Source organism: Mesorhizobium sp. CA12 (assembly GCF_020165255.1).
In the GTDB taxonomy this organism is placed as follows: Bacteria; Pseudomonadota; Alphaproteobacteria; order Rhizobiales; family Rhizobiaceae; genus Mesorhizobium.
The window spans coordinates 72,196-96,978 of the sequence record NZ_JAIUHT010000016.1 but is presented as its reverse complement, the minus strand read 5'-3'; the positions used below and the strand labels follow the sequence as shown (position 1 = coordinate 96,978).

Here is a 24,783-nt window from a genome sequence, read left to right as displayed (position 1 = left end):
ATAGTCCGCGCTACTCGGCCGCGTCGCGGATGCCCGCCGGCGTATCGGGGATTCCGGAAGGCTTGTCCGGGAAGGTGCAGATTACCGTGGTGCCCCTGTCCTGGCCGGTCTCGATGCGCACGGTTCCACCATGCAGTTCGACGAAGCTCTTGACGATCGAGAGCCCCAGCCCGGCGCCGCGCCTCCGCCCGCCATTGGCGCGCGGCTCGAAGCGGCGGAAGACCGATTCCAGCACGTCCGGCGGCATGCCAGGACCGTCATCATGCACGGAGAACTCGACGCCGTCGGCCAGCCGACGGCAGGTGAGCCGGATCGTGCTTGCCTCCGGTGCGTAATTGGCCGCGTTGCTGAGCAGGTTGTAGAGGATCTGGCGGATGCGGGTCTCGTCGCCATGGAAGCTCGCCGGCGCCTCCGCCGCATCGATCTCGAGCTTGATTTGATGCTCGTCCAGCCGGTCGGCGACCAGCTCGGCGGCCGCGGCGATCGTCCGGTCGATGTTCATTTCGGAGATGTCGAGCTGCATGATGCCGGCATCGACGGTCGCCAGGTCGAGTATATCGTTGACGATGGTGAGCAGCACCGATGACGACGAGCCGACATGCTCGACATATTCGCGCTGCTTGGGCGTCAGCGGCCCGGTCGCGGGCAGCGACAGAAGCTCGGTGAAGCCGATAATGTTGGTCAGCGGCGACCGCAGCTCATAGGACACATGCTGCACGAATTCGTTCTTCAGCTGGTCGGATTTCTCCAGCGCCTCGTTCCTGTCCTTCAGCGCCCGCTCGACATTAACGGTGTCGGTGACGTCGACGAAGGTGATCATCACCTGGCCATTGGGCAGGTGGATCACCGCGTAGCTCAGCACCGTCCCGTCGACGAGCTCGATCTGGCCGCGGCGGTCGCGGCGCTCGTCGTCGAAGCCGGTGACCGCGGCGACGAAGCCGCCCCAAGGGCTGTTCGCGGCGCGCTGGTCGCACAGGTCGCGGATCGCCGAAACATGGACGTTTGGCTTGACCGCTTCCGCCGTCAGCCCCCACAGCGCGACGAAGGCCGGATTGGACAGGCGCAGCCGCCCGTCCGGACCGAACACGACCACGCCTTCGGCGAGATTGTCCAGCGTCTCGCCCTGCACCCGCACGGCGGTCTGGTAGCGGCTTTCGAGGTCCATCTTCTCGGTCAGGTTCTCGAACACCCAGGTGACGCCGCCCTTCGGCTGCGGGTTCGCCACGACGCGGATCGTCTTGCCGTCCGGCAGGTGCCACCAGTGTTCCTGCGATTCGACGGCGCGATAGGCGCTGAGCAGGTTTTCCTTCCAGCGCCGCCATTCCGGTTGCTCGGCGATCCTGCCTTCGCTGCGCAGCCTGTCGAGCAGCAGCGTGTTGGAGGGAGCGCTGAGCAGGAAGCCCGAGTCGAGACCCCACAGCTTCTGGAAGGCCTGGTTGAAGAAGCGCAGCTTTTCCTCGGTGTCGAAGATCGCCACGGCGGTGTTCAACTGGTCGAGCGTGTCGGCATGGCTGCGCACGGTCCGCTCGTATTCGGCGCGGATCGTCTCGGCCGCGCTGGTGTCGCAGGCGAGCCCCGCCGAACCGTCGGCGCCGGCGAAGTCGGTGACCGCGAACATGCGGCGATCGCCTTCGATCACGGTGGAAAGCGTCTGTTCGAAGACCGGGCGCGACTTGTGCTGCTCGGCGATCTGATCGCGCGCCTGGCCGCCAAGGAATTCCGTCGCGTCGCGCACGGCCTCGGCGGCGCTTCCTGCTTCCACGGCCTCCGCATAGGCGCGGTTGACCCATTGCAATCGCCCGTCCGCGCCGCGCAGCCATGCCGGCATCTTCAACGCGTCGAGCAGGCCGATCAAGGTGTCGTAGTCGGCGCTGAGCCGCTGGTTCTCGATCTTCAGCCTGGCCTGTTTGCGCAACGTCTCCGACAGCGAGACGAAACGCACCAGCACATGCGCCGCGCTCTTGCGGCCATGCACCTCCAGCGGCACGCCGGCCTGCGTTTCGATGACCAGATCGAAGGTCTTCGCCTGTTCGCGCAACGCGGCAACCGCGTGCTCCAACGCCGCCGCCGAGCGCGGCATCAGCCAACGGCCGAAAGCGAGGAAGGCGGACCTGTCGTCAGGCGCGCCGCTTTCCAGCGGCAGGCTGCCGATGAGCTCGGGCTTCTTGTTGTCCGTTGTCCAGACGATCAGGCGCTGGTCGCGCAGATTGAGCAGCGCCTCGGAACGCTGCAACGCAGCGTTGACGTCCGCGATGCGGGCCCTGAGCTGCAGGTTTTGCGAGGCGGTGCGTGCGCGCTCGCGGATAAGGAAGATGGCCGAAACCAGCGCCGCGCCCATGACGCCCACGAACATGGCGAGCTGCATGACCTCGAGCGTGCTGACCGGCGCCGCGGCCTTTGCCGGAATGCCCGTCTCGGCGTGGGCCGCAAAGGCGAGGAGCGGGCCGGCAAGCGTCGAGGTCGCAAGCAGCAAGGCCAGTCGCGAGCCGGCACGAAAACCGCCGCGGCTCACGCCGGGGCCGGCATCATTCGAATCCTCATGGCCGCCGGAAACGGCCTTTCCCGCGCGTAGCGGGTAATCCCCCGGCATGTCTTGGTCCTCTTCGCCGCTTGAATGCAAGACCGCCCTGATGCGTCCCCGGCCCAACATGTCCCCGGACCGCGAATCACAACAATAACGCTTGCTGGAATCGGCGTGAAGAATCATTGGCGCAAAAAATAAAGCCGGATGGAAAGTCAACCACCCGGCTTCAATATATGGTAGATAATTTCGCTTTGGTTAATAGCGGTAGTGTTCAGGCTTGTACGGACCCTGCGGCGTCACGCCGATATAGGCGGCCTGTTCGCCGGACAGCTCGGTCAGCTTGGCGCCGAGCTTGTCGAGATGCAGCCGCGCCACCTTCTCGTCGAGGTGCTTGGGCAGCACATAGACCTGGTTCTCGTACTGGCCGTGCTTGCTGAAAAGCTCGATCTGCGCCAGCACCTGGTTCGTGAACGAGGCCGACATGACAAAGCTCGGATGACCGGTGGCGTTGCCGAGGTTGAGCAGGCGGCCCTCGGACAGAAGGATCATCCGCTTGCCGTCCGGGAAGGTGATCAAATCCACCTGCGGCTTGATGTTGGTCCATTTCAGGTTGCGCAGCGCCGCCACCTGGATCTCGTTGTCGAAGTGGCCGATATTGCCGACGATCACCATGTCCTTCATCGACCGCATATGGTCGAGCGTGACGACGTCCTTGTTGCCGGTGGTGGTGATGACGATGTCGGCGGTGGGCGCGGCGTCTTCCAGCGTCACCACCTCATAGCCGTCCATCGCCGCCTGCAGCGCGCAGATCGGGTCGACCTCGGTGACTTTCACACGCGCGCCGGCGCCGCGCAGCGAGGCCGACGAGCCTTTGCCGACATCGCCATAGCCGCAGACCACCGCGACCTTGCCGGCCATCATGGTATCGGTGCCGCGGCGGATGCCGTCGACCAGCGATTCCTTGCAGCCGTATTTGTTGTCGAATTTCGACTTGGTGACGGAATCGTTGACGTTAATCGCCGGGAAGGGCAGCAGGCCCTTCTTCTGCAGCTGGTAGAGGCGGTTGACACCGGTGGTGGTCTCCTCGGTGACGCCGCGGATCGCTTCCCGCTGCTTGGTGAAGAAGCCTGGCGAAGCCTTCAGGCGCTTCTTGATCTGGGCGAACAGGATCTCTTCCTCCTCGCTGCCGGGATTGGATAGCACGTCCTCGCCGGCCTCGGCGCGCGCGCCGAGCAGGATGTACATGGTGGCGTCGCCGCCATCATCCAGGATCATGTTGGAAGTACCGCCATCGGTCCACTGGAAGATCCGGTCGGTGTAGTCCCAATAGTCTTCCAGCGACTCGCCCTTGATGGCGAAGACCGGAATGCCGGCCTCGGCTATGGCCGCGGCCGCGTGGTCTTGGGTCGAGAAGATGTTGCAGGAGGCCCAGCGGATGTCGGCGCCCAGCGCCTTCAGCGTCTCGATCAGCACCGCCGTCTGGATGGTCATGTGCAGCGAGCCGGTGATGCGCGCGCCTTTCAGCGGCTTCTTGGCGCCGAACTCCTCGCGGCAGGCCATCAGGCCCGGCATTTCGGTTTCGGCGATCTCGATCTCCTTGCGGCCCCAGCCGGCAAGCGAGATGTCGGCGACCACATAGTCCTTGCTACCCATCATGGCAGTGCTCCGGTGTGATTTTTTCTCAAGGCGCGCCGACGCCGGGAGGCGCATGGGAGGGCGCGGTTGCCGGCCTGACTAGCAGATCGGCCGCCGCGCGACAATGGGACATAAAGAAATCTTTATGCGCGCATGTCTTGCGTATCGTCCAAAAGCGCGGAACGATTTTGGAAAGACGACATGCATCCAACAAAAAGCGTGACTAGATTTCCTCGCCGAAACGTGAGGCGATCAGCTGCTCCAACGCGTCCATGGCCGGCACGGCTTCCGGGCCGCTGGCGATGACGCGGATCGAATAGCCTGGGCTCGCCGCCAGCATCATCAGGCCCATGATCGAGGTGCCGCCGACCTTCACGCCATCCTTCTCGACATGGATGGTGGCGTTGAAGCCGCTGGCGACCTGGACGAACTTGGCCGAAGCGCGCGCGTGCAGGCCGCGCTGATTGATGATCGGGAACTCCCGCACAACCTCGTCCGTCTGCGGCGCCGATGCGTTCATTTGCTGCTCAGGAGCTGGCTGGCGACGTTGATGTATTTGCGGCCTGCCGCCTGCGCCTCGTCGAGCGCGGCGGCCATGTTGTCGCCTTTGCGGATCGAGGAGAGCTTGATCAGCATCGGCAGGTTCATGCCGGCGATGACCTCCGTGCGGCCGGATTCCATCACCGAGATGGCGAGGTTGGAAGGCGTGCCGCCGAACATGTCGGTGAGCACGATGACGCCTGCGCCGGTGTCGACGCGCGCGACCGCGTCGACGATGTCGGCCCGGCGCTGCTCCATGTCGTCGTCGGCGCCGATCGCCACGGTCTCGAAATTGTCTTGCGGCCCGACGACATGCTCTACGGCATGTCGGAACTCGGTAGCGAGTTGACCGTGCGTCACGAGCACGAGTCCGATCATTCTCTGGTGGCTCCCGTCATCGCCGCTTCACAGGCGTATCTTATGTTCGCCAGCCATTCCAGGCGGCGGGAGCGCTATCTTGTCGACGCACGGCCGGTTGACAAGCCCAAAATTGCGGCGGCCCGGGCCATTTTGACGCATCGCAGCAAAAAACCCGGGCCGGATCATGAAAAAGGCTGGATCGACAGCCGCGCCATCAGCATGGGCAACGCGGCGGTGACATTTTGCCGGGCGACATCGACGCGGGGCAGCCGGCATCCGCCGATCGTCTCCGTGGTCTCGTCCTGCAGACGCGCCATGTCCGCCGGTTCGACAAGCCGCGCCACAAGATCGATCACGGCGGCCGGTTCGAAAGCCAGCGGCCGCGGTCCGATGCCGTGCACCTCGGCGAGGCCGGCGATGCTCGCCGGCGCGCGGCAAACCAGCCGGCCGCCTTGCACGGCCGCAAGCAACTGGTCGTCGCCGACCAGCCGGGCAAAAAGGCCCTGCGCGCGGCAATGATCGACAAGCGCCAGCGCCAGCGTCGTCTTGCCGGCGCCGGACGGCCCGGTGATCAGCACGCCGCGCTCGCCGACCAGTATGGCCGTCCCATGAATGTTGCGGGGCTTTGCGGCGGCGCCTGGCATGTCGATTCGGCGATCAGCCTTCCGCCGGCAGCGTCACCACGAAACGCGCGCCCTTGATCTCGCCGGGCTTGGTGCCGGGGATGTTCTCGGCCGTCAGCGTGCCGCCATGTGCCTCGACGATCTGGCGACTGATCGACAGCCCGAGGCCGGAGTTCTGGCCGAACGCCTCGCCGGCCGGCCGGTCGGTATAGAAGCGCTCGAAGATGCGGTCGATCTTCTCGGCCCGGATACCCGGGCCGTTGTCGTCGATGGTGATGATGTTGAACTTGCCGGCGCGCGCCAACGAGATCGCGATGTGGCCATGCTCGTCCGGTACGAAGGAACGCGCGTTCTCGATCAGGTTGGTGATGACCTGCCCGATCCTGAGGTCATGGCCGACAACGAAATAGCCTTTGGCGCCGGCCGGCAGCTTGGCGACCTTGAGGTCGATCTCGACAGCTTTCTTGTTGCGCGTCGTCTCGCGCGAGACGGCGATGAGATCGGTGATGAACTTCTTCAGGTCGACGGTCGCGGCATCGTCGCGCGCCAGCTCGGCATCGAGGCGGGACGCATCCGAGATATCGGTGATCAAGCGGTCGAGCCGCCTCACGTCGTGCTGGATGATCTCCATCAGGCGCGCGCGAGAAGCATCGTTTTTCGCCAAAGGCAGTGTTTCCACGGCGCTGCGCAGCGACGTCAGCGGGTTCTTCAACTCATGCGACACGTCGGCCGCGAAACTTTCGATCGCTTCGATTCTCGCATACAGCGCATTCGTCATATCGCGCACGGCAATGGACAAATTGCCGATCTCGTCCTGACGATCGGAAAAGTCGGGGATTTCCTCGCGGCTCTTGACGCCGCGCCGCACCCTGACGGCGGCGGCTGAAAGCCGGCGCAACGGATTGGCGATGGTGGAGGCGAGCAGCATCGACAGGATCGCGGTGACGAGCGCCGCCACCCCGAACACGCGCAGGATCGCTTTGCGCTCGGCCGCGACGATCTTGTCGATGTCGCCGCCTTCGGTGGACAGCATCAAGACGCCGAGCACGGCGCGGAAGCGCTGGATCGGCACCGCGACGGAGACGATCTGTTCGCCCTGCTCGCTCACCCGCACGATGGTCGAAGGGCTGCCGGTCAGCGCCTTGACCACTTCGGGAAAGGCCGCGCCGTTGCCGCCGGGCTGCTCGTGGTAGACCGGCAGGTCCTTGTTGCGGAAGAAGTCGAAGATGAACTTCTCCACTCGCTCCACGACGCCCGGCTGCTCCTCGTCGACGGGCGGCAGGTCATAGCGCAGGATCTGGCCGCGCGAATAAAGATGCCGCGAATCGAGCAGCAGGTTGGCGTCGCGGTCATAGATGCGGGCGCGGGTGCGCGTCGGCGAGATCAAGCGTCGCAGCACCGGCGCGACGCGCTCGGGATTGATCGGGAAATCGAGGTTGTCGAGCTGGTCCGACCCCGGCCCCAGGCTTTCGCCCGCCTGCAGCTCCAGCAGCTTTTCCGGATCGATGCTGATCGAATCGGTCTCGACGGTCGCCGAAGCCGCGATGGCGCCGGCGATGATCTCGCCCTGCGTCATCAGGCTTTCGACGCGCGCGTCGATCAGCCCGTCGCGAAAGGTGTTCAGGTAAAGGATGCCGGTGACCAGCACTGCGAGGCCGGCCAGGTTGAGGAACAGGATGCGCCGCGTCAGGCTGGAGAAGATGTGATGGCCGAGAAACCGGCGCATCGGCACCGTGATTTTCGAAACGAAGGCGGGCACGATCCGCGGCGGACGCCTTGCCGCGCCCGCCCGTCTGCCTCGCTCTACTTCCACTGCCATCGAATAGCAGGCCCTGTTTAGTTAGTGAGTAGTGAGTAGGCAGTAGGGAAGTGGTTGGCTGACTTCGGCTATGGGTGGCCGCCCGCATCATTCAAAACTGACTACTGACTATTCCCTACTGCCTATCTTACGCTTCGCGGAACCGGTACCCGACTCCGTAAAGGGTTTCGATCATCTCGAAGTCGTCGTCGACGGCCTTGAACTTCTTGCGCAGCCGCTTGATGTGGCTGTCGATGGTGCGGTCGTCGACATAGACCTGTTCATCATAGGCTGAATCCATCAGCGCATCACGGCTTTTTACCACACCGGGGCGCTGCGCCAGCGAATGCAGGATGAGGAATTCGGTCACCGTCAGCGTCACCGGCTCGCCCTTCCAGGTGCAGGTGTGCCGCTCCTGGTCCATCACCAACTGGCCGCGTTCGAGCGAGCGGGCCTGCTGGCTGGGCGCCTTGGCCGCCGCCTCGCGGGCGCTGGTGCGGCGCAGCACTGCGCGCACGCGCTCGACAAGCAGGCGCTGCGAGAACGGTTTGCGGATGAAGTCGTCGGCGCCCATCTTGAGGCCGAACAACTCGTCGATCTCGTCGTCCTTCGACGTCAGGAAGATGACCGGGAGATCCGACTTCTGGCGCATGCGGCGCAACAGCTCCATGCCGTCCATGCGCGGCATCTTGATGTCGAGGATGGCGAGGTTCGGCGGCCGTGCCGCCAGGCCTTCCAGCGCCGACGCGCCATCGGTGTAGGTTTCGACCCGATAGCCCTCGGATTCGAGCGCGATCGACACCGAGGTCAGAATGTTTCGGTCGTCGTCGACAAGCGCGATTGTTGCCATTTCAAGCGGCTCCCTCATGAGCTGTCCCTTCTGTCGTCGAGAAGGGGCTTTTGCAGGACAAATTGGGTACAAAATGTGGCACGGGCCTTGTCCGAAGTCACGGGCGGCCTGCCGTCACACGCCATCGCACCCACAGTGGGATTGGACGAACCGAGCCTGCCAATCCTTTGGGCAACCTCTACGGTTTTTTGCACATATAAACGATTTAAACAACTTTCAAATTTTTTAAATCGATTAATGATTTGATATCATTCGGCTTTTCTGGTTCTGAACCTGACGGCCCCAGCGCGGGCTCCGGGAAGTAACCCGTCAGATGTGGCCAAATCCAGAGAGGAAATTTGATGTCGGAAGCCGGCAAACGCAACCCCGACTGCGCCATCGACGCGATCGGCCTGAAGACAATGGGCATGGTACGCTATAATTTTGGCGCGGCCGAACTCTACGAGGAAGCGATCCGGCGCGGCGAGGCGAGGTTGACCGCGCAGGGCGCGCTGGTCGCCGAGACCGGCCAGCACACCGGGCGTTCGCCGAAGGATAAATTCGTCGTGCGCGACGAGGCGACCGGCGGCCAGGTGTGGTGGGACAACAACAAGGCGATCTCGCCGGGTGAGTTCGAAGCGCTGCTGGCGGATTTCAAGGCACATGCAGCCGGCAAGGACCTCTACGTGCAGGACCTCGTCGGCGGCGCCGACGCCAATCTGAAGCTGCCGACCCGGGTCATCACCGAATTCGCCTGGCATTCGCTGTTCATCCGCAATCTTTTGATCCGTCCCGAAGCCGCGGAAATCGAGCGTTTCGTGCCGCAGCTTACGATCATCGACCTGCCCTCCTTCCGCGCCGATCCGGCGCGTCACGGCACCCGCACCGAAACGGTGATCGCGGTCGACCTCACCCGCAAGATCGTTCTGATCGGCGGCACCTCCTATGCCGGCGAGATGAAGAAGTCGGTTTTCACCATGCTGAACTATCTGCTGCCGGCAAGGGGCGTGATGCCGATGCACTGTTCCGCCAATGAAGGTGCGGACGGCGACGCAGCCGTCTTCTTCGGCCTGTCCGGCACCGGCAAGACGACGCTGTCGGCCGACCCGTCGCGCACGCTGATCGGCGACGACGAGCATGGCTGGGGCCCGCAGGGCATCTTCAATTTCGAAGGCGGCTGCTACGCCAAGACGATCAGGCTGTCGGCGGAGGCCGAACCGGAGATCTTCGCCACCACGCAGCGCTTCGGCACGGTGCTGGAGAACGTGGTGCTCGACGCCGGCCGCGTTCCGGATTTCAACGATGGCAGCCTGACTGAGAACACGCGCTGCGCTTATCCGCTGGACTTCATCCCCAATGCCTCGAAGACCGGCCGAGCCGGGCATCCGAAGAACATCATCATGCTGACCGCAGACGCCTTCGGCGTCATGCCGCCGATCGCCAGGCTGACGCCGGCGCAGGCGATGTACCATTTCCTGTCGGGCTATACCGCCAAGGTTGCCGGCACGGAAAAGGGCGTCACCGAGCCGGAGGCGACGTTCTCGACCTGCTTCGGCGCCCCGTTCATGCCGCGCCATCCATCCGAATACGGCAATCTGCTGCGCGAGCTGATCGCCGGCCATGGCGTCGACTGCTGGCTGGTCAACACCGGCTGGACCGGCGGCGCCTACGGCACCGGGCGCCGCATGCCGATCAAGGTGACGCGCGCCTTGCTGGGCGCCGCGCTCGACGGTTCGCTGAAGTCGGCCGAGTTCCGCACCGACGCCAATTTCGGCTTCGAGGTGCCGGTGGCGGTCCCGGGTGTCGACGGCGCCATTCTCGACCCCCGCTCGACCTGGGCGGACAAGGCCGGTTACGACCGCCAGGCCGCGAAGCTGGTCAACATGTTCGCCGTCAATTTCGAGAAGTTCGAACGCCATGTCGACGCGACCATCCTCGGCGCGGCGCCGCGGATGCAGGAAGCGGCAGAATAGCAGTCACTGCTAATTTCTTCCTCCAGGGCCTGGCTCGCGCCGGGCCTTTCCTTTTTGCCGCCGTCGCGTCATGAGTGCGTGCATGGCAAGCGACGACGATATCATCATCTCCGGCGAAGCGGTCATCCATCCTGGCGACCTGCATGAGGACTTCATCCGCTCGTCCGGTCCGGGCGGCCAGAACGTCAACAAGGTGGCCACCGCCGTGCAGCTGCGCTTCGACGCGGCGAACGCGTCCGGCCTGTCCGAGCGCGTGCGCGAGCGCGCCATCAAGCTGGCCGGCCAGCGCGCCACCAAGGACGGCGTCATCGTCATCGAGGCAGGCCGCTTTCGCACCCAGGAGCAGAACCGCGCCGACGCGCGGGCGCGGCTGACTGCATTGATCGCCAAGGCGGCCGAGCCGCCGCCTCCGCCGCGCAAGAAGACCAGGCCGTCCAAAGGCGCCGTGGAGCGCCGCCTGAAGAGCAAGGCAGGCCGGTCGACGGTGAAGAAGCTGCGCGGTCGGGTGGATAGCGACTGATCCGGCCAAAGCCGCTGGTTTCGGGTTGCCGCCTTCTTTTGAAGGATGGCATGGCTTGGAGCATGATGCCGAACAGTGTGAAGCGGTTTTCGGGATATCATGCCCTATCTCTCTGATTTAGAGACGGATTCAGATTTCATGTCGAACAGACCCGAAGCCTTCCGGCTCTAGGGAGCAACGGATCGATCCATGCTGGTTCTGCCCAAAGGCGTCCGCCATATGCCGGGCTACCTCCCGCGCCCGGCCCAGGAAGCGCTGGTCGAGGAGATCAGGCGCGTCGTGCAGGCCGCACCCCTCTACGTGCCGGCCATCCCGCGCACCGGCAAGGAGATGAGCGTGCGCATGACCAATTGCGGCGCGCTTGGCTGGGTGACCGACAAGGAGCGCGGCTATCGTTATCAGCCGACGCATCCGGCGACCGGCGAGCCCTGGCCGGCGATCCCGGAAGCCCTGTTGGAATTATGGCGCGAGGTCTCGGCCTATCAGCATCCGCCCGAGGCATGCCTGGTCAACTTCTATTCGGCGGATGCCAAAATGGGCCTGCATCAGGACCGCGACGAACAGGATTTCGCCGCGCCCGTGGTGTCGGTCTCGCTGGGCGACGACTGCCTGTTCCGGGTCGGCCAGGACAGGCGCGATGGCGGCACCAAGTCGTTCAGGCTGAAGAGCGGCGACGTCGTCGTGCTTGGCGGCGAAGGCCGCCTCGCCTTCCACGGTGTCGACCGCATCTATCCGGCGACATCGGCGCTGCTGAGGAACGGCGGCCGCATCAATCTGACGCTGCGGCGGGTGACGGTGCCTGGCTGAGCATATTGGGGCAAGACGATCTTAAGGACACCTGGGCTACAATCGCGGTTGCTATAACCGAGATCGCCATGCAACCGGATTGGATCAGGACCAGAAGCCTTTTGGACGTGGCCATTGTCACGGTCGTGTCGATCATCGCCGCATGGATGACTTGGTTCTACCTGAGCTTTCTGTGGACCTTGGACAGCCGAGGCTTTTCCGCGCTGTCGCACAGGCTCCCCTACTGGGATTTCACCAACCTCTGGGCAGGTTCGCGCATGGCCATCGAGGGCCACGTTGCCGTTCTCTTCGACGTGGAGGCCTATCGCGCGGCGCTGCGCGCGATGTTCTCACCCGACGTTCCAAATCAGGAATGGAGCTATCCGCCGAACATCCTCCTGCTCGGCGTTCCGCTTGCCACCTTGCCGATCCTGCCTGCCTATCTGATCTGGACGGTCGGGACCGTGCTGTGCCTGTGGCTGGCGATCCGGCCGCTGAAGCTCGGAGCGGCGCTGGAACTGGCGATTGTCTTGAGCCCGGCGGTTATCTGGAACTCCTTGTTCGGCCAGAACGGCGCGCTGACCGCCGCGCTGTTGATCGGAGGCCTCGCCGTGGCACCAAGGCGTCCGCTGCTGGCCGGAATCCTGTTCGGCCTGCTGACGATCAAACCGCATCTCGGCATTCTCGTGCCCTTCTGCCTGCTCGCCAGCGGCAACTGGCGCGCCATTCTCGCGGCGATCGGCACCAGCGTCGTGATCGCCCTCGCCACCGGCCTGTTCTTTGGCTTCGATGTCTGGCGCCTGTTCCTGACCGAAACCCGCCCCTTGATGACGGCGATCATGGAGGCGCCTTATCCGCAGCCCTATCAGTACAACGCGATAACGGTGTTCTTCACGGCGAGAGCTTTCGGCGCCGGGGTGACCTCCGCCTATGGCGTGCAGGCGGTCGCAACCATCGCGTCCATCGCCGCGGCGATCTGGCTCTGGCGGCCGGGCCGCGTGGTCTCGCATCAGGAACGCGTGGTGCTTACCGCTGTCCTCGCAATCCTTGCCACGCCCTATGGCTATACCTACGACACGATCGGTGTGGCCGTAGCGGTGGCGATGCTCGCCGCGATGGTTTCCAGGCCGCCTCGGCTGATCCTGGCGATTTGCTGGCTCGCGCCTTTCGTCGTGAATTTTTTCACCTGGGGCGGATATTGCGTCGCTGTCCTGATCCCGCTGTTTCTTGCCGCGTGGATGCTGCATTCGATATGGACGAGAGGCCGGAAGGCTGAACTCTCGGGAGAACCGTCCCTAGCCTGAAACAATTCCAAGATACGTGCGCAGCGATAGGCTCGGCGGCTTTGCCGCAGCCTTCCGTTCGCCGCAGGAAGTATGAAGAATGACGGCCATGTCAATTTGAGGCGGTCGCGGGTCCTCGTGCCTGGCTAATTCCTGCGTTGCGCTGTAGCACCCGTACCTCGCCCCGCGCGCACCACGCCATCAATGACATCAGCGGCAGGAAAAGCGCGACGCCGATATGCTCACGCTCGCTGAAACATTGCCGGGAAACAGCACCGGCATCGCATAGGCGGCAGGGGCAAGCGCGAGAAGCGCCGGTCCTTCCCTGAAACGGGCGGCGCACCGCCGCGCGGCCAGCATCAGTCCCGCCAGGGCAGCCAGAAAGGAGATATCCTTTAAGCGCCAATTGATCTCGATCAGCCAGTGCCGTCCTAATTGCGTTCGGCGATATCGCTGCGGATGAACAGGGTTACGGAGGCGTTCTGATAGAGCAGACGATAGTCCTGCAAAGCCTTTGCGATCAAAGGGCTGTCACGCAACGGGGCCGTTGCGTGCGGCTGCGTCAGATGGAGCTTTATCGGTACGTCCGGTCCTGCGGTTCCGTCATCGGCAACGATATCCGGCCGTTTCGTGGCCAACTCACTGGCGATCGCCTGCGTGTAATCCGCGCGCAAGGCTTCGAGCCTGAGGTGGGTCGCGGTATCCGGCCCAGACTCGATCAGGACCTGGGCATCATTGACCATCCAGCCGGACGGGTGGCGCCCAACCATGCGAGCGCCGGTCATCCGGACGAGCGGATTGCCGATCTGCAGCGCCGAGCCGATCGATATAAAGGTCGGGTGATCGGCGATCCGGTTGATGGCGGCCGTCGCCGCGTCGAGATCGCCACGCGGTTCGACGAATGCCAGGCCTTGCCGTGGCGCGACGGTCGTTACGAGCAAAAGCAGACCGAACCCGACACCCGCCCTTGCCAGCCCAGGCAGGTCGCGCTGTGGCCGCAACCGGATAAACTGGAGCACAAAGGCCAACATGCCGAGCGTCAGGAACGGCATCGCCTGATAGGTCCAGCCTTTGCCCAAGACGACAAACCCAGGGACATAGCCAACACCTGCCAGCAGCAGAACCTTCGCATCGCGATCGGGCCGGTCAGGGTAGGCCATGGCCAACGTTGCCGCGGCCATGGCCACGAAAATCTTCACCGGCAAGAGCATCAACATGTCGACGACCGGCAAGCGCATCGGCAAATAGACCTCGCGCAGCAAAGGCAGGACATCGGTGAAGAAGGGCCGCATGAAGATCACAAGCACGACCAGATAGCCGACGGTCAAAACAGCGCCGAAGACATTCTCGGTCGTCAGCAGAGGCCGCGCCGAGCGTCGCTGCGCGGCAAGGACCAGCACCGGCGCAGCCAGCGCCAGCACGCTGAAGGGCGGTTTGATCATGACGAAAATCGCGGCGCCAATCCCGGCGGCAAGCCGCTCGGCCGTGCTGCCGGCGCGGAAATCCGCTGTCCGGTCGCGTGCCGCAAGCAGCGCCAGCCAAGGCAAAAGGCAGATGACTGCGATTTGTTCGCGCTGGCCGAAATCCGCCGGCGACAGCGCAAGCAGAAGAAACACCAGGGCCGGAACTGCCCAGACGAATCGCGTCAGCGTTTGGTCGGCACGTACGAGGATTCGAGCTGAAAGCCAGACCGAACCGATTGCCAGCACTACCATGCCGAGCCCCACCCAGAGCTCCGCCGAAAGCCCGGTCAACCGCTCAAGAACTAGGAATGGCAGATAGAGCCAGGTCGAAAAGGGCGGATTGGCCTCGGCGACGTCGACATAGAGGCGTTCGCCGCTCAGCACGCGGTCGCCGACGGTCAGCAGCCACGACACGTCGACATTGCCCGGCAAGACGCGCGAGACGACGATCGCATAGAGGGCGATCAACAATGTTGCGGCAGCCGGCAGGCCAAGGCGAAATGCAGTTCCGGCCTGACGGGGCCGCAGATCGGCCTGCTCGCCTGAAGCAACCAATGGCGCATCCATGCCGGGAGCCTCAATAGCAGTACAGCGTTTGTGGCTTAGTTTCTAACGGACCGGCAGTTAAGCGCGCTTTAACCGGCAGCCACCGTTCAAAATTTCCTCGCGACCTCTCCCGAAAGGACGGCTGCGGATCACTCTGCCTGGGCAGTTCCTGGATTGCGCAGCAACACCTGCACTTCGTCATCCTCGGCAATCTGCTGATAGCGTCGCAGGAAGTTGGTGTAGTCTTGCCACTGGGCAAGCTCCGCATTCCAGTCCCTGTCCTTTTTCTCGACGATTATTATGGCAGGCTTCTGGGTCTCGAGTTCGGCGACCTTGCTCTCGATGTAGCGATCGGCGATCTGCCGGTAGTGGGACGCCGCCTCCTGGTCGCCGTTCCGGCTTGCGATGCCCGAAAGATAACGCGCTGATTCACCCAGCCAGTCGTTGCAATGGCGTGAAATCCATGTCCCGCCGAGCATGCGGGTAAGAGGATGGCCTCCCGAGATGTCGGCGCCGACTAGCGCGACGGTCGGCTGAGGAGCAGCGGCCTTAAGCTTGGCGACAAACTCTGCACTGAGCTTCTGTGTCTGCATGAACGGGATGGCGGCGGCGGCAATGATGACAGCCAGCAGCACCTTGAGCACCAGTTCCATCGCCGTGCCCGGCGACTTGTATGTCGCCGGGGCAGCTTGCGCCATCCTCAGCAGGAGGGCCGCCAGAATCAGACTGAAGGCCGGAAACGCGTGATAGGGCCAGCCTTTTGCCTGGTAGATCAGCGGCACGGTCGCAGCCAGCGAAGCAAGCGTGAACACGGTGACCAGTGGCGACAAAGGCAATCCCGGTCTAAGAAGATGTAGCGCGGCAAGAGCGACCACATAGATCGGCACATAGATCTCCAGCAGCGCCTGCATCTTCTGCATCCGCATATAGGTGTCGGCCAGCATTGGATAGACGACGCTCAGGAATTCCGGATAGAAATACTGGACGGCAACGACATAGGCGACGCAGACCAGGCCGATCGCCCAGTTCTCGACGGCGAAAAGCATCCGGATCGACCGGCGGCTCCAGGCCGCGTAGAACGCCGGAACGAGCACGACCAGTGCATAGTAGGGCTTCACCAGAACCAGCACGCTGCCGCTAAGCCCGGCAAGAACCGCCGTCAGGATACTCGGCACGCGTCCTTCGATAGGCGCCGCGCGCCACGCCGTCAGCACCAGCATCGGCAAAAACAACGCGATCCCCAGTTGCTCCCGTTCGGTGAAAGCATTGCCCGGGAAGATGACAAGCAGGGCCAGGAACAGCGGCAACATTTGAAACAGCGCGCGGTTCTCGGCAAGACCGGCCTGCTTGGCGATCAGCCCGGCAAACCCCAATCCTGCCAGGCAAATCGCATAGCTGTAGGCATGAACCGCCACCTCCGGCGACATGCCGACCTTGTGCGCCAGTGCCACGACCGGCATGAACATCCAAGGCGTGAAAGGCGGATTGACTTCGAACACGTCGACATAGAGCCGTGATCCGGCAAGCATCTTCTCGCACAGCGTGATCACCCAACTCGTGTCTGGTATGACGCCCCATCGCATCTGCCAGGGAATGGCGGCCGCCAGGACCAGCAGGCAAAGTATCACGGTCCATGCCCACATGCTGCGCGCTTCGCCGATCGGCGCGTCTGCTGTCGGTCTGTCGAGCACGGCGGTCATCGGCTCTCTCCTTCGGGGCAGAGGGGGCCGTTGGCGCCCATGGGAGCGCCGAAGACAAACTTGCGTAAGACTGCGAAGTTCAGAACCGGCACTAGAATGGAAGCCAGCGCCACCGGCGCCGACAGGTATCCGGCGAGATCGGTGAGAATTGCGGCCAGCCCAACGGAGAGGAGGAATCCGGCCCCGGTTGCACAGGCGAAGCGGAAGATTTCGACGCCAAGCGCACCGTCAGGCATGAACGTCACGCAGCGATGCCCGCAATAGGAAACGCTGCTCCGGCGCTGGCGTCGAGCTTGTCGAGTTAGGCTCATCCCGCCGGACAAGTAGCGGCAGCGCCGCCTCTGCATTGAAGCCCGGAATGATCAGTGAATAGACCGGGGGCTCGCGTCCCGCGGCATTGCCCGCATTGATCACCGGTTGCCTCCCGACACCCGCTGGAGTTTGGCTGGCAACGCTAGCCGGGATTGCCTAAGGCGCCGTTAAGGGGTCACAATTTCCTTAACGCCACTTCCTCGATCAGGTGGTTGGTGCCCTTGCGCAGGATGAGGTCGGCCCGCGCCCTGGTCGGCAGGATGTTCTCGCGCAGGTTCTTCAGGTTGATGTTGGCCCACAGCCCCTCGGCGATGGCCCGCGCGGCATCCTCGGAGAGTTGCGAATAGCGGTGGAAGAAGGAATCCGGATTGCGGAAGGCGGTTTCGCGCAGCCGCATGAAACGCTGGATGTACCATTGATGGATCAGCTTCTCGTCGGCATCGATATAGATGGCGAAATCGAAGAAGTCGGACAGGAACGGCACGATCTTGCCGTCCTTCGGCAGCTTGCCCGGCTGCAGGACGTTGATGCCTTCGAAGATCAGTATGTCCGGCCGGTCGATGGTGACGAACTCGCCCGGGATGACGTCGTAGGTCAGGTGCGAATAGACCGGCGCGCTGACGCTGCTTTGCGCCGACTTGATGCCGGACAGGAACCTGAGCAGCGCGCCGACATCGTAGCTCTCGGGGAACCCCTTGCGCTCCATCAGGTTCTCGCGGCGCAGGATCTCGTTGGACAACAGGAAGCCGTCGGTGGTGATGAGGTCGACTTTCGGGCTCGACGGCCAGCGCGCCAGAAGTTCCTTCAGCACGCGCGCCGTGGTCGACTTGCCGACCGCGACCGAGCCGGCAATGCCGATGATGAAGGGTGTCTTGACGACGTCCTGCGCGTTGAAAAAGGCCTGGCGCTGCCGGAACAGCAGCTGGCTTGCCTCGACATGGGCCGAAAGCAGCCGGGACAGCGAGAGGTAGATGCGCTTGACCTCTTCGAGGTCGACCGGGTCGTTGAGCGAGCGCAGCCGGTCGATCTCGTCCCCGGTCAGCGTCAGCGGCGTGTCCGCGCGAAACTGCGACCATTGCTCGGCGGAGAAGAATCGATAAGGGGAATACTTCTCGGTCGGAGCCAGCTGGTCCATCGGGTTTCCTGCCCTCCTAGAGCGTGCTGCCGAAAAGTGCGAAGCCGGGCGACATCATGCTCTCTCTTTCGATCAACCCTGGGGCCGGGACGCCTTCTCGGAGATGCCCGAGCGGCTGGTTCGGCCCTCAAGCTCCTTCAGCACCTCGTCAAGCGGAATGCCCGCGATGCCAAGGACGACCAGCCAATGATATATAAGATCGGCGCTTTCCGAAACGACGGCTTTCTTGTCCCCCTTGACGGCGGCAATCACCGTCTCGACGGCTTCCTCGCCGAGCTTCTGCGCCGCCTTATCGATGCCTTTGGCGAACAGCTTCGCCGTCCATGAGTCGGCGTCGCCGGAATGGGCGCGCTGATGGATGATCGTTTCCAGCTCGGCGAGCGAAAATTGAGCCATAGCAGCGGTTTAAGTCCGATGGGCGGCCGAGTCCAGCCGCATCGGCAGGCCGGCCCTGGCCATATGCGTCTTGGCTTCGGCGATGGTGTAGGTGCCGAAATGGAAGATCGAGGCGGCAAGCACCGCAGCCGCATGGCCGTCGCGGATACCCTCGACCAGGTGATCGAGCGTTCCGACGCCGCCGGAAGCGATCACCGGCACGCGCACCCCGTCGGCAATCGCCCGGGTGAGCGCAATATCGTAACCGGCCTTGGTGCCGTCGCGGTCCATCGAGGTCAAAAGAATCTCGCCGGCGCCGCGCTCGACCATGCGCTGCGCGAATTCGACCGCGTCGATGCCGGTCTTCTCGCGTCCGCCATGGGTAAAGATCTCCCAGCGGTCGGTCTCGCCTTGCGCCGATATCTTCTTGGCGTCGATCGCCACGACGATGCACTGGTTGCCGAATTTATCGGCGGCTTCCGCGACGAAATCCGGGTTCTTCACCGCCGCCGTGTTGATCGACACCTTGTCGGCGCCGGCCAGGAGCAGCTTGCGGATGTCGGCCACCTGGCGCACACCGCCGCCGACGGTGAGCGGCATGAAGCACTGCTCGGCAGTTCGGGCAACCACGTCGAAGATCGTCTCGCGATTGTCGGACGATGCGGTGATGTCGAGGAAGCAGAGCTCGTCGGCGCCTGCGGCATCATAAGCCTTGGCGGCCTCAACCGGGTCGCCGGCATCGACGAGGTCGACGAAGTTCACCCCCTTGACCACGCGGCCGTTCTTGACGTCGAGGCAGGGGATGACGCGGGCCTTGAGCATTACTTGCGCTCCAGCGTCGAGAGCAGGTCGACCACCAGCGCGCCGACCAGCGGCGGCACGTCGCCCTTGGGATCGAAGGCCGGATCGTAGGCGGAGATGGTGAGCCCGGCGATGGCGAGCGGCCCAGCCAGACCGCACATGGCGGTGCGCAGCTGCTCGGGAGCCGGACCGCCGGGCGTGGTGTAGCGATTGGCTTGCAGCTTCTCGGGGTCATGCACGTCAAGGTCGACATGCATGTGGACCTGGCGTGCACCGTCGGCCTTCAGCCTTTGCGCCGCGCTCTTCCAGTCCGGGCATTCGGTCCGGATGATCGGCAGCTTTTCCAGCAGTTCCTTTTCCGCGCTGTCGAGGTCGCGCGCATTGACAAGAACGCAGCGCGACGGATCGAGCGGCTTGAAGCCCGGGATCTGCGCTGCCATCGATCGCCAGCACAGGCCCAGCACGGTGGCCAGCGCCATGCCGTCGAGAAAGCCCGTTGTGGTGGTTTCCGGCGTGTTGAGATCGCCGTGCTGGTCCGCCCATATGATGGCGTCGGCACCGGCACCGGCCACAGAGCCGGCGGCGGTCAGGCAGTTGCCGGCCAGCACGATCGGAAACCGCTTCCTGTCCAGCGCCATGCGGACTTCGCCTGAAACGGCGTTGCAGACGGCAAATCCGGTACCGATCTCGCGCTCGGCTTCGTCCTCGACCACCTTGCCGATGTCGCTCACCTCGACATCGTGGCCGGCGAGCTTCAGCGCCTCGGCCAGCCCGCCCGAAATCAGCGCGTCCGGGCCCTGGCCGCAGCCGCCGTGGAAATGGCCGCTGTCATAGGAGGCCAGGATGATCGAAATATTCACGCTCTTGCCCCCGTCCGCTCACCGCGCAGGATCGCCAGCGCCTCGGCTGGGTCGATACGTCCGTCATACAGAGCGCGGCCGGAGATCGCGCCTTCGAGTTTTTGCGCGTCGGGCATGGTCATGCGCACGATGTCGGCGATCGAGGCGAGGCCGCCGGACGCGATCACCGGAATCGACACGGCCTCGGCGAGGTCGATGGTCGAATCCCAGTTGATGCCGGAAAGCACGCCGTCGCGGTCGATGTCGGTGTAGATGATGGCGGCGACGCCGGCGCCCTCGAATTTCTTGGCCAGCTCGATGACGCCGAGCTCGGAGGCCTCGGCCCAGCCTTCGACCGCGACCTTGCCGCCCTTGGTATCGATGCCGACCGCTATTTTCCCGGGAAAGGCCTTGCAGGCCTCCTTGACCAGGTCTGGTTCGCGCACCGCCACGGTGCCGAGGATAACGCGCGTCAGGCCGCGATCCAGCCAATCCTCGATCTGCGGCAAGGTGCGGATGCCGCCGCCGAGCTGCACGGGATTCTTCGTCGCCTTCAGAATGGCGCCGACCGCCGCCGAATTGACGCTTTGGCCCTTGAAGGCGCCGTTGAGGTCGACGACATGCAGCCACTCGAAGCCCTGCTCCTCGAAGGCCCTGGCCTGTGCGGCGGGGTCGTCGTTGTAGATGGTCGCGGTGGCCATGTCGCCGTGCTTCAGGCGCACGCATTGGCCGTCCTTGAGATCGATGGCGGGAAACAGGATCATCGGTCAGGCGCCCTCGACAATTGCGAAGTGTCCGGTCGAGGCCGCCCGTCTGTGCACAAGCGCTCTCTGGTAGGCCTCCGACCGATAGCAGTTCAGGGCCGCCTCATAGGAATCGAATTCCACCACGACATGCCGGCCGAAATCCGATCCTTCCGGGTTCGTCACATCCCCTCCGCGGACGAGATAGCGGCCTCCGAAATTGGAAATGGCGTCGCCTATGGCGTCGCGATAGCGCTGGTAGCCTTGCGGATCGGTCACCGAGAGGATGACGATCCAATAGCCCTTCTTGCTCACGCTAGGGCCTCCATTTCAGGAAATTGGTGATCAAGGCCAGGCCGAGCGCCTGGCTCTTCTCGGGATGGAACTGCGTGCCGGCAAGGTTGTCGCGGGCGACGGCCGCCGTCACCGCGCCGCCATAATCGGTCGTCGCCAGCACTTCGCCGGAATTCTTCGCGTCCAGATGATAAGAATGGACGAAATAGGCGTGCAGCCCCTTCGGGCCGGTCTCGATTCCGGAAAACAGCGGGTGCTTGCGTTGGAGTTCGATCGTGTTCCAGCCGATCTGCGGGATTTTCAGCGCCGGATCGGACGGCGTGATCTCCTTGACGTCGCCGGCGATCCAGCCAAGACCTTGGGTGACGGTCTTTTCGAGGCCGCGTTGCGACATCAGCTGCATGCCGACGCAGATACCGAGGAAAGGACGCCCCTTACGAAGCGCGACTTCTTCCACCGCCTCCCACATCCCCGACACCGCATGCAGGCCGGCGGCGCAGTCGGCATAGGCGCCGACGCCCGGCAGCACGATGCGGTCGGCGGAACGCACCCGCTCGGCATCGGCCGTCAGCTCGATCGTCGCGGCAAGGCCCGCCTCATGAGCGGCGCGCTCGAAGGCTTTGGTGGCCGAGCGCAGATTGCCCGAGCCGTAATCGATGATGGCCACCCGCATGTCAGGGCCTTCCAGGCGTATGGGTCAGGCCGAGCGCCATGCCTGTCTGCGGCGGACGTGCCTGCGATGCATCCGGCACGATGCGCGGCAGGGGCTGCTCCTCGCTCTCCTCGCCGGTTTCCAGCACATGGCGCGTCTCGGCATCGGCGAGATTGCCGGCCTCGATCACGCCCCATTCGCGCCAGCCGCGCCGCCGCAGCGAGGCGATCCGCAGGCCCTGGCCTTCGAAGCCGACATAGAGCGAGACCAGCAGCGACAGCAGCGATCCGGCCCCTTCGAGTCCGAGCCTCTCGCCGACCACCGACAGGATCGCCATGACGATGAAGGTCAGGGCCGCCTCGATCCACATCCGACGCCAGGCGAGCCACAGCGGCGCGACCAAGAAACCCAGCCAGGTGAAGCTGTCGCGCACGAAAATTGCGTCCTCGGCTTTGTTGCCGGCCGGCGGCGCCATCACGACATAGATCGCCATAGGGCTATCCTTTCAGGGATCCCTTGGTGGAAGGCACCGCGTCGGGCTGGCGCGGATCGGGCTCCAGCGCCGCGCGCAACGCCCGCGCCACCGCCTTGAAGCAGGTTTCGGCGATATGATGGTTGTTGGCGCCGTAATGATTGGTCACATGCAGCGTGATGCCGGCATTCTGCGCCAGCGCCTGGAAAAACTCGCGCACCAGCTCAGTGTCGAACGTGCCGATCTTCGGCGACGAGAAGCCCACATTCCAGACCAGGAACGGCCGGCCCGACACGTCGATCGCGGCCCTGGTCAGCGTTTCGTCCATGGCAAGGTCGATCGAGGCATAGCGCATGATGCCGCGCCGCTCGCCCAGCGCCTTGCTCAGCGCCTGGCCGATCGCGATGCCGGTGTCCTCGACAGTGTGGTGGTCGTCGATATGCAGGTCGCCCTTGGCCTTGACCGTCATGTCGATCAGCGAATGGCGCGACAGCTGGTCGAGCATATGGTCGAAGAAGCCGACGCCGGTCGAAATGTCGGATTTTCCCTTGCCGTCGACATCGACGGAGACCGAAATCTCGGTTTCCTTGGTCTTGCGGCTGACTTCGGCCGAACGCGTCATCGCTTTGTCCTTGTTGCCCTGCTTGGAGGCGCCAGGGCTTGAAAACGAAAGCCTTCTATCAGCATGATCCGGCGATTGCCAGTTGCCATTCCGGCCGCTATCGGCTCGGCCTGAGGCGGTTTGCAATCGTTGGCCCTATGCATACATATGGCCGATCAAACTCACTCGTACCGCGCCAATCGCCTTTTCAAGGGATAGCGCGCATCGGAGCTCAAATGTCGAATGAACTCACCATGCACGCCACGACCATCATCAGCGTGCGCAAGGGCAACAAGGTCGTGATCGCCGGCGACGGCCAGGTCAGCCTCGGCCAGACGATCATGAAGGGCAACGCCCGCAAGGTCCGCCGCATTGGCAAGGGCGGCAGTGTCATTGCCGGCTTCGCCGGCGCTACCGCCGACGCCTTCACCCTGCTCGAGCGGCTCGAAGCCAAGCTCGAGCAATATCCGGACCAGCTGACGCGCGCCTGCGTCGAGCTCGCCAAGGACTGGCGCACCGATCGCTATCTGCGCCGGCTGGAAGCCATGATGCTGGTCGCCGACAAGTCGGTCTCGCTGGCGCTGACCGGCAATGGCGACGTTCTGGAGCCCGAGCATGGCGTCATGGCCATCGGCTCCGGCGGCAATTACGCGCTGGCCGCCGCCCGCGCGCTGATCGACACCGACAAGGATGCCGAGGAGATCGCCCGCAAGGCCATGCAGATCGCGTCCGACATCTGCGTCTACACCAACAACAATTTTGTCGTCGAAACGCTCGATGCCGCTTGAACATGACCCCGAACCGAAGGACCGCGAAAGCGAACAATGGCCGCCGGTTTTCGGACAAGATCATGGTCGAACAGGAAGACAGCTATGATTTTCGGCCGGTCACGGAAAAAGACCTGCCGATGATCGCCGGCTGGCTGCGCGAGCCGCATGTCGCCGAGTGGTGGGACGATCCGGAAAAGGAAATCGCCGAGATCCGCGAGCATATCGATTCGGTTTCGGTGGAGCCGCTGATCGTCGAGCTCGACGGCAGGCCAATCGCCTATCTGCAGAGCTATGATCCGCATATGGAGGACGACCATCCCTATGCCGACCAGCCCTTCGGCACGCTGGGCATCGATCTCACGATCGGCCCGCCGGAGCTGGTCGGGGTCGGTCATGGCTCGGCCATCCTGCGCCAGTTCGTCGAGGAGCTTTTGGAGGAAGGCGCGCCGCGCGTCATCATCGATCCGCATCCCGACAATGGCCGCGCCATCCGCGCCTATGAGAAGGCCGGCTTCAGGCCGATCGGGCGCAGGCATTCGCAATATGGGGACGTCGTGCTGATGGCCGTCGATGCGGCCGACGACGATGAAAATCTGGGGGACTGATTGAATGACCGCATCCGGAGGGGACAAGACGCTTTCGGCCTATGAAAACAGTTGGCGCATGGGCCTGCTGCTCGTGCTCGCCTTTATCATATTCCAGGCAGGCGCCTTGTACGGCATGGGCCATCCGCCGATCTGCACCTGCGGCTACGTCAAGCTCTGGCATGGCGTGGTCAACAGTTCGGAGAATTCGCAGCACATCGCCGACTGGTACACCTTCTCGCACATCATCCACGGCTTCCTGTTCTATGCGCTGGCCTGGGCGCTGTTCCCGCGCTCGCCAGTGGGCTTAAGGCTCGCCTTCGCCGTCCTCATCGAAGGCGGCTGGGAGATCCTGGAAAACAGCCCCTTCATCATTGACCGCTATCGCGCCGGCACCATCTCGCTCAACTATTACGGCGACTCGATCATCAACTCGGTGTCCGACACGCTGTTCATGGCGCTGGGATTTGTGATGGCGCGAAAGCTACCTATATGGGTGGTCGTGGCCCTGGCGCTCATCTTCGAGTTCGGCACGGGTTACATCATCCGGGACAATCTGACGCTCAACGTGATCATGCTGCTGCATCCGTTCGAGTTTATCAGGCAGTGGCAAAGTGGAATTTGA

26 protein-coding genes are annotated in these 24,783 nt (G+C 63.7%); 7 read left to right on the top strand and 19 right to left on the bottom strand.

The features are described 5' to 3' along the window. Window positions 1-10: 10 nt before the first annotated feature. From LB520_RS23510 to LB520_RS23480, 7 genes are all read right to left on the bottom strand, one after another. On the bottom strand, window positions 11-2,590 hold the full coding sequence (locus tag LB520_RS23510) for a sensor histidine kinase (protein WP_224639557.1): 2,580 nt from the start codon (window positions 2,588-2,590) through the stop codon (window positions 11-13). Between the two features lie 189 nt (window positions 2,591-2,779). Continuing rightward, window positions 2,780-4,180 (bottom strand): adenosylhomocysteinase, encoded by a 1,401-nt coding sequence (gene ahcY / locus LB520_RS23505; RefSeq protein ID WP_224639556.1) that lies wholly within the window; start codon window positions 4,178-4,180, stop codon window positions 2,780-2,782. Between the two features lie 202 nt (window positions 4,181-4,382). Next, entirely contained in the window at window positions 4,383-4,679 is a 297-nt protein-coding gene (locus LB520_RS23500) for an HPr family phosphocarrier protein (RefSeq protein WP_224639555.1), read from the bottom strand. Continuing rightward, window positions 4,676-5,077 carry a PTS sugar transporter subunit IIA gene (locus LB520_RS23495; protein ID WP_027166957.1) on the bottom strand — a complete coding sequence of 134 codons (402 nt, stop codon included), beginning with the start codon at window positions 5,075-5,077 and terminating at the stop codon, window positions 4,676-4,678. Before LB520_RS23495 ends, LB520_RS23500 begins: the two co-directional genes overlap by 4 nt. A gap of 164 nt (window positions 5,078-5,241) precedes the next feature. Further along, window positions 5,242-5,703 (bottom strand): HPr kinase/phosphorylase, encoded by a 462-nt coding sequence (locus LB520_RS23490; protein WP_224639554.1) that lies wholly within the window; start codon window positions 5,701-5,703, stop codon window positions 5,242-5,244. A gap of 13 nt (window positions 5,704-5,716) precedes the next feature. After that, window positions 5,717-7,501: a sensor histidine kinase gene (locus LB520_RS23485; protein WP_318012130.1), complete on the bottom strand. Its 1,785-nt coding sequence runs from the start codon at window positions 7,499-7,501 to the stop codon at window positions 5,717-5,719. A gap of 127 nt (window positions 7,502-7,628) precedes the next feature. After that, a complete protein-coding gene (locus tag LB520_RS23480; protein ID WP_006201274.1) occupies window positions 7,629-8,330 on the bottom strand; it encodes a response regulator transcription factor in 702 nt (233 codons plus the stop codon). A gap of 341 nt (window positions 8,331-8,671) precedes the next feature. Between LB520_RS23480 and LB520_RS23475 the strand changes: the two genes are divergently transcribed. The 4 genes from LB520_RS23475 to LB520_RS23460 all read left to right on the top strand — a co-directional run bounded on the left by LB520_RS23475 (window position 8,672) and on the right by LB520_RS23460 (window position 12,892). Next, window positions 8,672-10,282 (top strand): phosphoenolpyruvate carboxykinase, encoded by a 1,611-nt coding sequence (locus tag LB520_RS23475; RefSeq protein WP_224639553.1) that lies wholly within the window; start codon window positions 8,672-8,674, stop codon window positions 10,280-10,282. 82 nt (window positions 10,283-10,364) lie between these two features. Further along, complete coding sequence (gene arfB, locus LB520_RS23470; protein ID WP_224639552.1) at window positions 10,365-10,802, top strand: alternative ribosome rescue aminoacyl-tRNA hydrolase ArfB; 438 nt, start codon at window positions 10,365-10,367, stop codon at window positions 10,800-10,802. Between the two features lie 189 nt (window positions 10,803-10,991). After that, the gene (locus LB520_RS23465) at window positions 10,992-11,609 is read left to right on the top strand and encodes an alpha-ketoglutarate-dependent dioxygenase AlkB family protein (protein ID WP_224639551.1); all 618 of its coding nucleotides are present in this window, start codon (window positions 10,992-10,994) and stop codon (window positions 11,607-11,609) included. Between the two features lie 107 nt (window positions 11,610-11,716). Next, window positions 11,717-12,892: a glycosyltransferase family 87 protein gene (locus LB520_RS23460; protein WP_224639550.1), complete on the top strand. Its 1,176-nt coding sequence runs from the start codon at window positions 11,717-11,719 to the stop codon at window positions 12,890-12,892. A 410-nt stretch (window positions 12,893-13,302) separates the two neighbouring features. Here the strand turns inward: LB520_RS23460 and LB520_RS23455 are convergent, their stop codons facing one another. From LB520_RS23455 to hisB, 12 genes are all read right to left on the bottom strand, one after another. Next, on the bottom strand, window positions 13,303-14,901 hold the full coding sequence (locus tag LB520_RS23455) for a hypothetical protein (protein WP_224639549.1): 1,599 nt from the start codon (window positions 14,899-14,901) through the stop codon (window positions 13,303-13,305). Window positions 14,902-15,029: 128 nt separating this feature from the next. Further along, a complete protein-coding gene (locus LB520_RS23450) occupies window positions 15,030-16,580 on the bottom strand; it encodes a hypothetical protein (protein WP_224639548.1) in 1,551 nt (516 codons plus the stop codon). Beyond that, the gene (locus LB520_RS23445; protein WP_224639581.1) at window positions 16,577-16,891 is read right to left on the bottom strand and encodes a GtrA family protein; all 315 of its coding nucleotides are present in this window, start codon (window positions 16,889-16,891) and stop codon (window positions 16,577-16,579) included. The genes LB520_RS23450 and LB520_RS23445 overlap by 4 nt, the downstream gene beginning before the upstream one ends. Before the next feature lie 176 nt (window positions 16,892-17,067). Beyond that, the gene (gene coaA / locus LB520_RS23440) at window positions 17,068-18,027 is read right to left on the bottom strand and encodes a type I pantothenate kinase (RefSeq protein WP_224639547.1); all 960 of its coding nucleotides are present in this window, start codon (window positions 18,025-18,027) and stop codon (window positions 17,068-17,070) included. A 72-nt stretch (window positions 18,028-18,099) separates the two neighbouring features. Next, the gene (locus LB520_RS23435; RefSeq protein WP_224639546.1) at window positions 18,100-18,423 is read right to left on the bottom strand and encodes a phosphoribosyl-ATP diphosphatase; all 324 of its coding nucleotides are present in this window, start codon (window positions 18,421-18,423) and stop codon (window positions 18,100-18,102) included. A gap of 9 nt (window positions 18,424-18,432) precedes the next feature. After that, window positions 18,433-19,224: an imidazole glycerol phosphate synthase subunit HisF gene (gene hisF / locus LB520_RS23430; protein WP_224639545.1), complete on the bottom strand. Its 792-nt coding sequence runs from the start codon at window positions 19,222-19,224 to the stop codon at window positions 18,433-18,435. Continuing rightward, window positions 19,224-20,063, bottom strand: a complete 840-nt coding sequence (locus LB520_RS23425) for an arginase family protein (protein WP_224639544.1) — start codon at window positions 20,061-20,063, stop codon at window positions 19,224-19,226. The genes hisF and LB520_RS23425 overlap by 1 nt, the downstream gene beginning before the upstream one ends. Further along, window positions 20,060-20,806, bottom strand: a complete 747-nt coding sequence (hisA, locus tag LB520_RS23420; protein ID WP_224639543.1) for a 1-(5-phosphoribosyl)-5-[(5-phosphoribosylamino)methylideneamino]imidazole-4-carboxamide isomerase — start codon at window positions 20,804-20,806, stop codon at window positions 20,060-20,062. The genes LB520_RS23425 and hisA overlap by 4 nt, the downstream gene beginning before the upstream one ends. A gap of 3 nt (window positions 20,807-20,809) precedes the next feature. Further along, the gene (locus LB520_RS23415) at window positions 20,810-21,100 is read right to left on the bottom strand and encodes a DUF1330 domain-containing protein (RefSeq protein ID WP_224639542.1); all 291 of its coding nucleotides are present in this window, start codon (window positions 21,098-21,100) and stop codon (window positions 20,810-20,812) included. 1 nt (window position 21,101) lies between these two features. Further along, entirely contained in the window at window positions 21,102-21,752 is a 651-nt protein-coding gene (gene hisH / locus LB520_RS23410; protein WP_140843540.1) for an imidazole glycerol phosphate synthase subunit HisH, read from the bottom strand. A 1-nt stretch (window position 21,753) separates the two neighbouring features. Beyond that, window positions 21,754-22,224, bottom strand: a complete 471-nt coding sequence (locus LB520_RS23405) for a DUF2628 domain-containing protein (protein WP_224639541.1) — start codon at window positions 22,222-22,224, stop codon at window positions 21,754-21,756. 4 nt (window positions 22,225-22,228) lie between these two features. Next, complete coding sequence (gene hisB, locus LB520_RS23400) at window positions 22,229-22,825, bottom strand: imidazoleglycerol-phosphate dehydratase HisB (RefSeq protein ID WP_140843544.1); 597 nt, start codon at window positions 22,823-22,825, stop codon at window positions 22,229-22,231. 215 nt (window positions 22,826-23,040) lie between these two features. Here hisB and hslV point away from each other — a divergent pair, with 215 nt between their 5' ends. The 3 genes from hslV (at window position 23,041) to LB520_RS23385 (ending at window position 24,783) form a co-directional block, all read left to right on the top strand. Then, on the top strand, window positions 23,041-23,592 hold the full coding sequence (hslV, locus tag LB520_RS23395; RefSeq protein WP_040986886.1) for an ATP-dependent protease subunit HslV: 552 nt from the start codon (window positions 23,041-23,043) through the stop codon (window positions 23,590-23,592). Window positions 23,593-23,654: 62 nt separating this feature from the next. Then, the gene (locus LB520_RS23390; protein WP_224639540.1) at window positions 23,655-24,179 is read left to right on the top strand and encodes a GNAT family N-acetyltransferase; all 525 of its coding nucleotides are present in this window, start codon (window positions 23,655-23,657) and stop codon (window positions 24,177-24,179) included. Window positions 24,180-24,183: 4 nt separating this feature from the next. Continuing rightward, entirely contained in the window at window positions 24,184-24,783 is a 600-nt protein-coding gene (locus LB520_RS23385) for a DUF2585 domain-containing protein (protein WP_140843559.1), read from the top strand.

Excerpts from the sequence above, each read along its gene's own strand:
- LB520_RS23485 (WP_318012130.1), bottom strand. The coding sequence starts at position 7,501 with ATGGCAGTGGAAGTAGAGCGAGGCAGACGGGCGGGCGCGGCAAGGCGT.
- hslV (WP_040986886.1), top strand. The coding sequence starts at position 23,041 with ATGTCGAATGAACTCACCATGCACGCCACGACCATCATCAGCGTGCGC.
- coaA (WP_224639547.1), bottom strand. The coding sequence starts at position 18,027 with ATGGACCAGCTGGCTCCGACCGAGAAGTATTCCCCTTATCGATTCTTC.
- LB520_RS23455 (WP_224639549.1), bottom strand. The coding sequence starts at position 14,901 with ATGGATGCGCCATTGGTTGCTTCAGGCGAGCAGGCCGATCTGCGGCCC.
- arfB (WP_224639552.1), top strand. The coding sequence starts at position 10,365 with ATGGCAAGCGACGACGATATCATCATCTCCGGCGAAGCGGTCATCCAT.
- LB520_RS23445 (WP_224639581.1), bottom strand. The coding sequence starts at position 16,891 with ATGAGCCTAACTCGACAAGCTCGACGCCAGCGCCGGAGCAGCGTTTCC.
- hisH (WP_140843540.1), bottom strand. The coding sequence starts at position 21,752 with ATGCGGGTGGCCATCATCGATTACGGCTCGGGCAATCTGCGCTCGGCC.
- hisB (WP_140843544.1), bottom strand. The coding sequence starts at position 22,825 with ATGACGCGTTCGGCCGAAGTCAGCCGCAAGACCAAGGAAACCGAGATT.
- LB520_RS23475 (WP_224639553.1), top strand. The coding sequence starts at position 8,672 with ATGTCGGAAGCCGGCAAACGCAACCCCGACTGCGCCATCGACGCGATC.
- LB520_RS23390 (WP_224639540.1), top strand. The coding sequence starts at position 23,655 with ATGGTCGAACAGGAAGACAGCTATGATTTTCGGCCGGTCACGGAAAAA.
- LB520_RS23450 (WP_224639548.1), bottom strand. The coding sequence starts at position 16,580 with ATGACCGCCGTGCTCGACAGACCGACAGCAGACGCGCCGATCGGCGAA.
- LB520_RS23510 (WP_224639557.1), bottom strand. The coding sequence starts at position 2,590 with ATGCCGGGGGATTACCCGCTACGCGCGGGAAAGGCCGTTTCCGGCGGC.
- hisF (WP_224639545.1), bottom strand. The coding sequence starts at position 19,224 with ATGCTCAAGGCCCGCGTCATCCCCTGCCTCGACGTCAAGAACGGCCGC.
- ahcY (WP_224639556.1), bottom strand. The coding sequence starts at position 4,180 with ATGATGGGTAGCAAGGACTATGTGGTCGCCGACATCTCGCTTGCCGGC.
- LB520_RS23465 (WP_224639551.1), top strand. The coding sequence starts at position 10,992 with ATGCTGGTTCTGCCCAAAGGCGTCCGCCATATGCCGGGCTACCTCCCG.
- LB520_RS23490 (WP_224639554.1), bottom strand. The coding sequence starts at position 5,703 with ATGCCAGGCGCCGCCGCAAAGCCCCGCAACATTCATGGGACGGCCATA.
- LB520_RS23500 (WP_224639555.1), bottom strand. The coding sequence starts at position 4,679 with ATGAACGCATCGGCGCCGCAGACGGACGAGGTTGTGCGGGAGTTCCCG.
- LB520_RS23385 (WP_140843559.1), top strand. The coding sequence starts at position 24,184 with ATGACCGCATCCGGAGGGGACAAGACGCTTTCGGCCTATGAAAACAGT.
- LB520_RS23495 (WP_027166957.1), bottom strand. The coding sequence starts at position 5,077 with ATGATCGGACTCGTGCTCGTGACGCACGGTCAACTCGCTACCGAGTTC.
- hisA (WP_224639543.1), bottom strand. The coding sequence starts at position 20,806 with ATGATCCTGTTTCCCGCCATCGATCTCAAGGACGGCCAATGCGTGCGC.
- LB520_RS23480 (WP_006201274.1), bottom strand. The coding sequence starts at position 8,330 with ATGGCAACAATCGCGCTTGTCGACGACGACCGAAACATTCTGACCTCG.
- LB520_RS23405 (WP_224639541.1), bottom strand. The coding sequence starts at position 22,224 with ATGGCGATCTATGTCGTGATGGCGCCGCCGGCCGGCAACAAAGCCGAG.
- LB520_RS23435 (WP_224639546.1), bottom strand. The coding sequence starts at position 18,423 with ATGGCTCAATTTTCGCTCGCCGAGCTGGAAACGATCATCCATCAGCGC.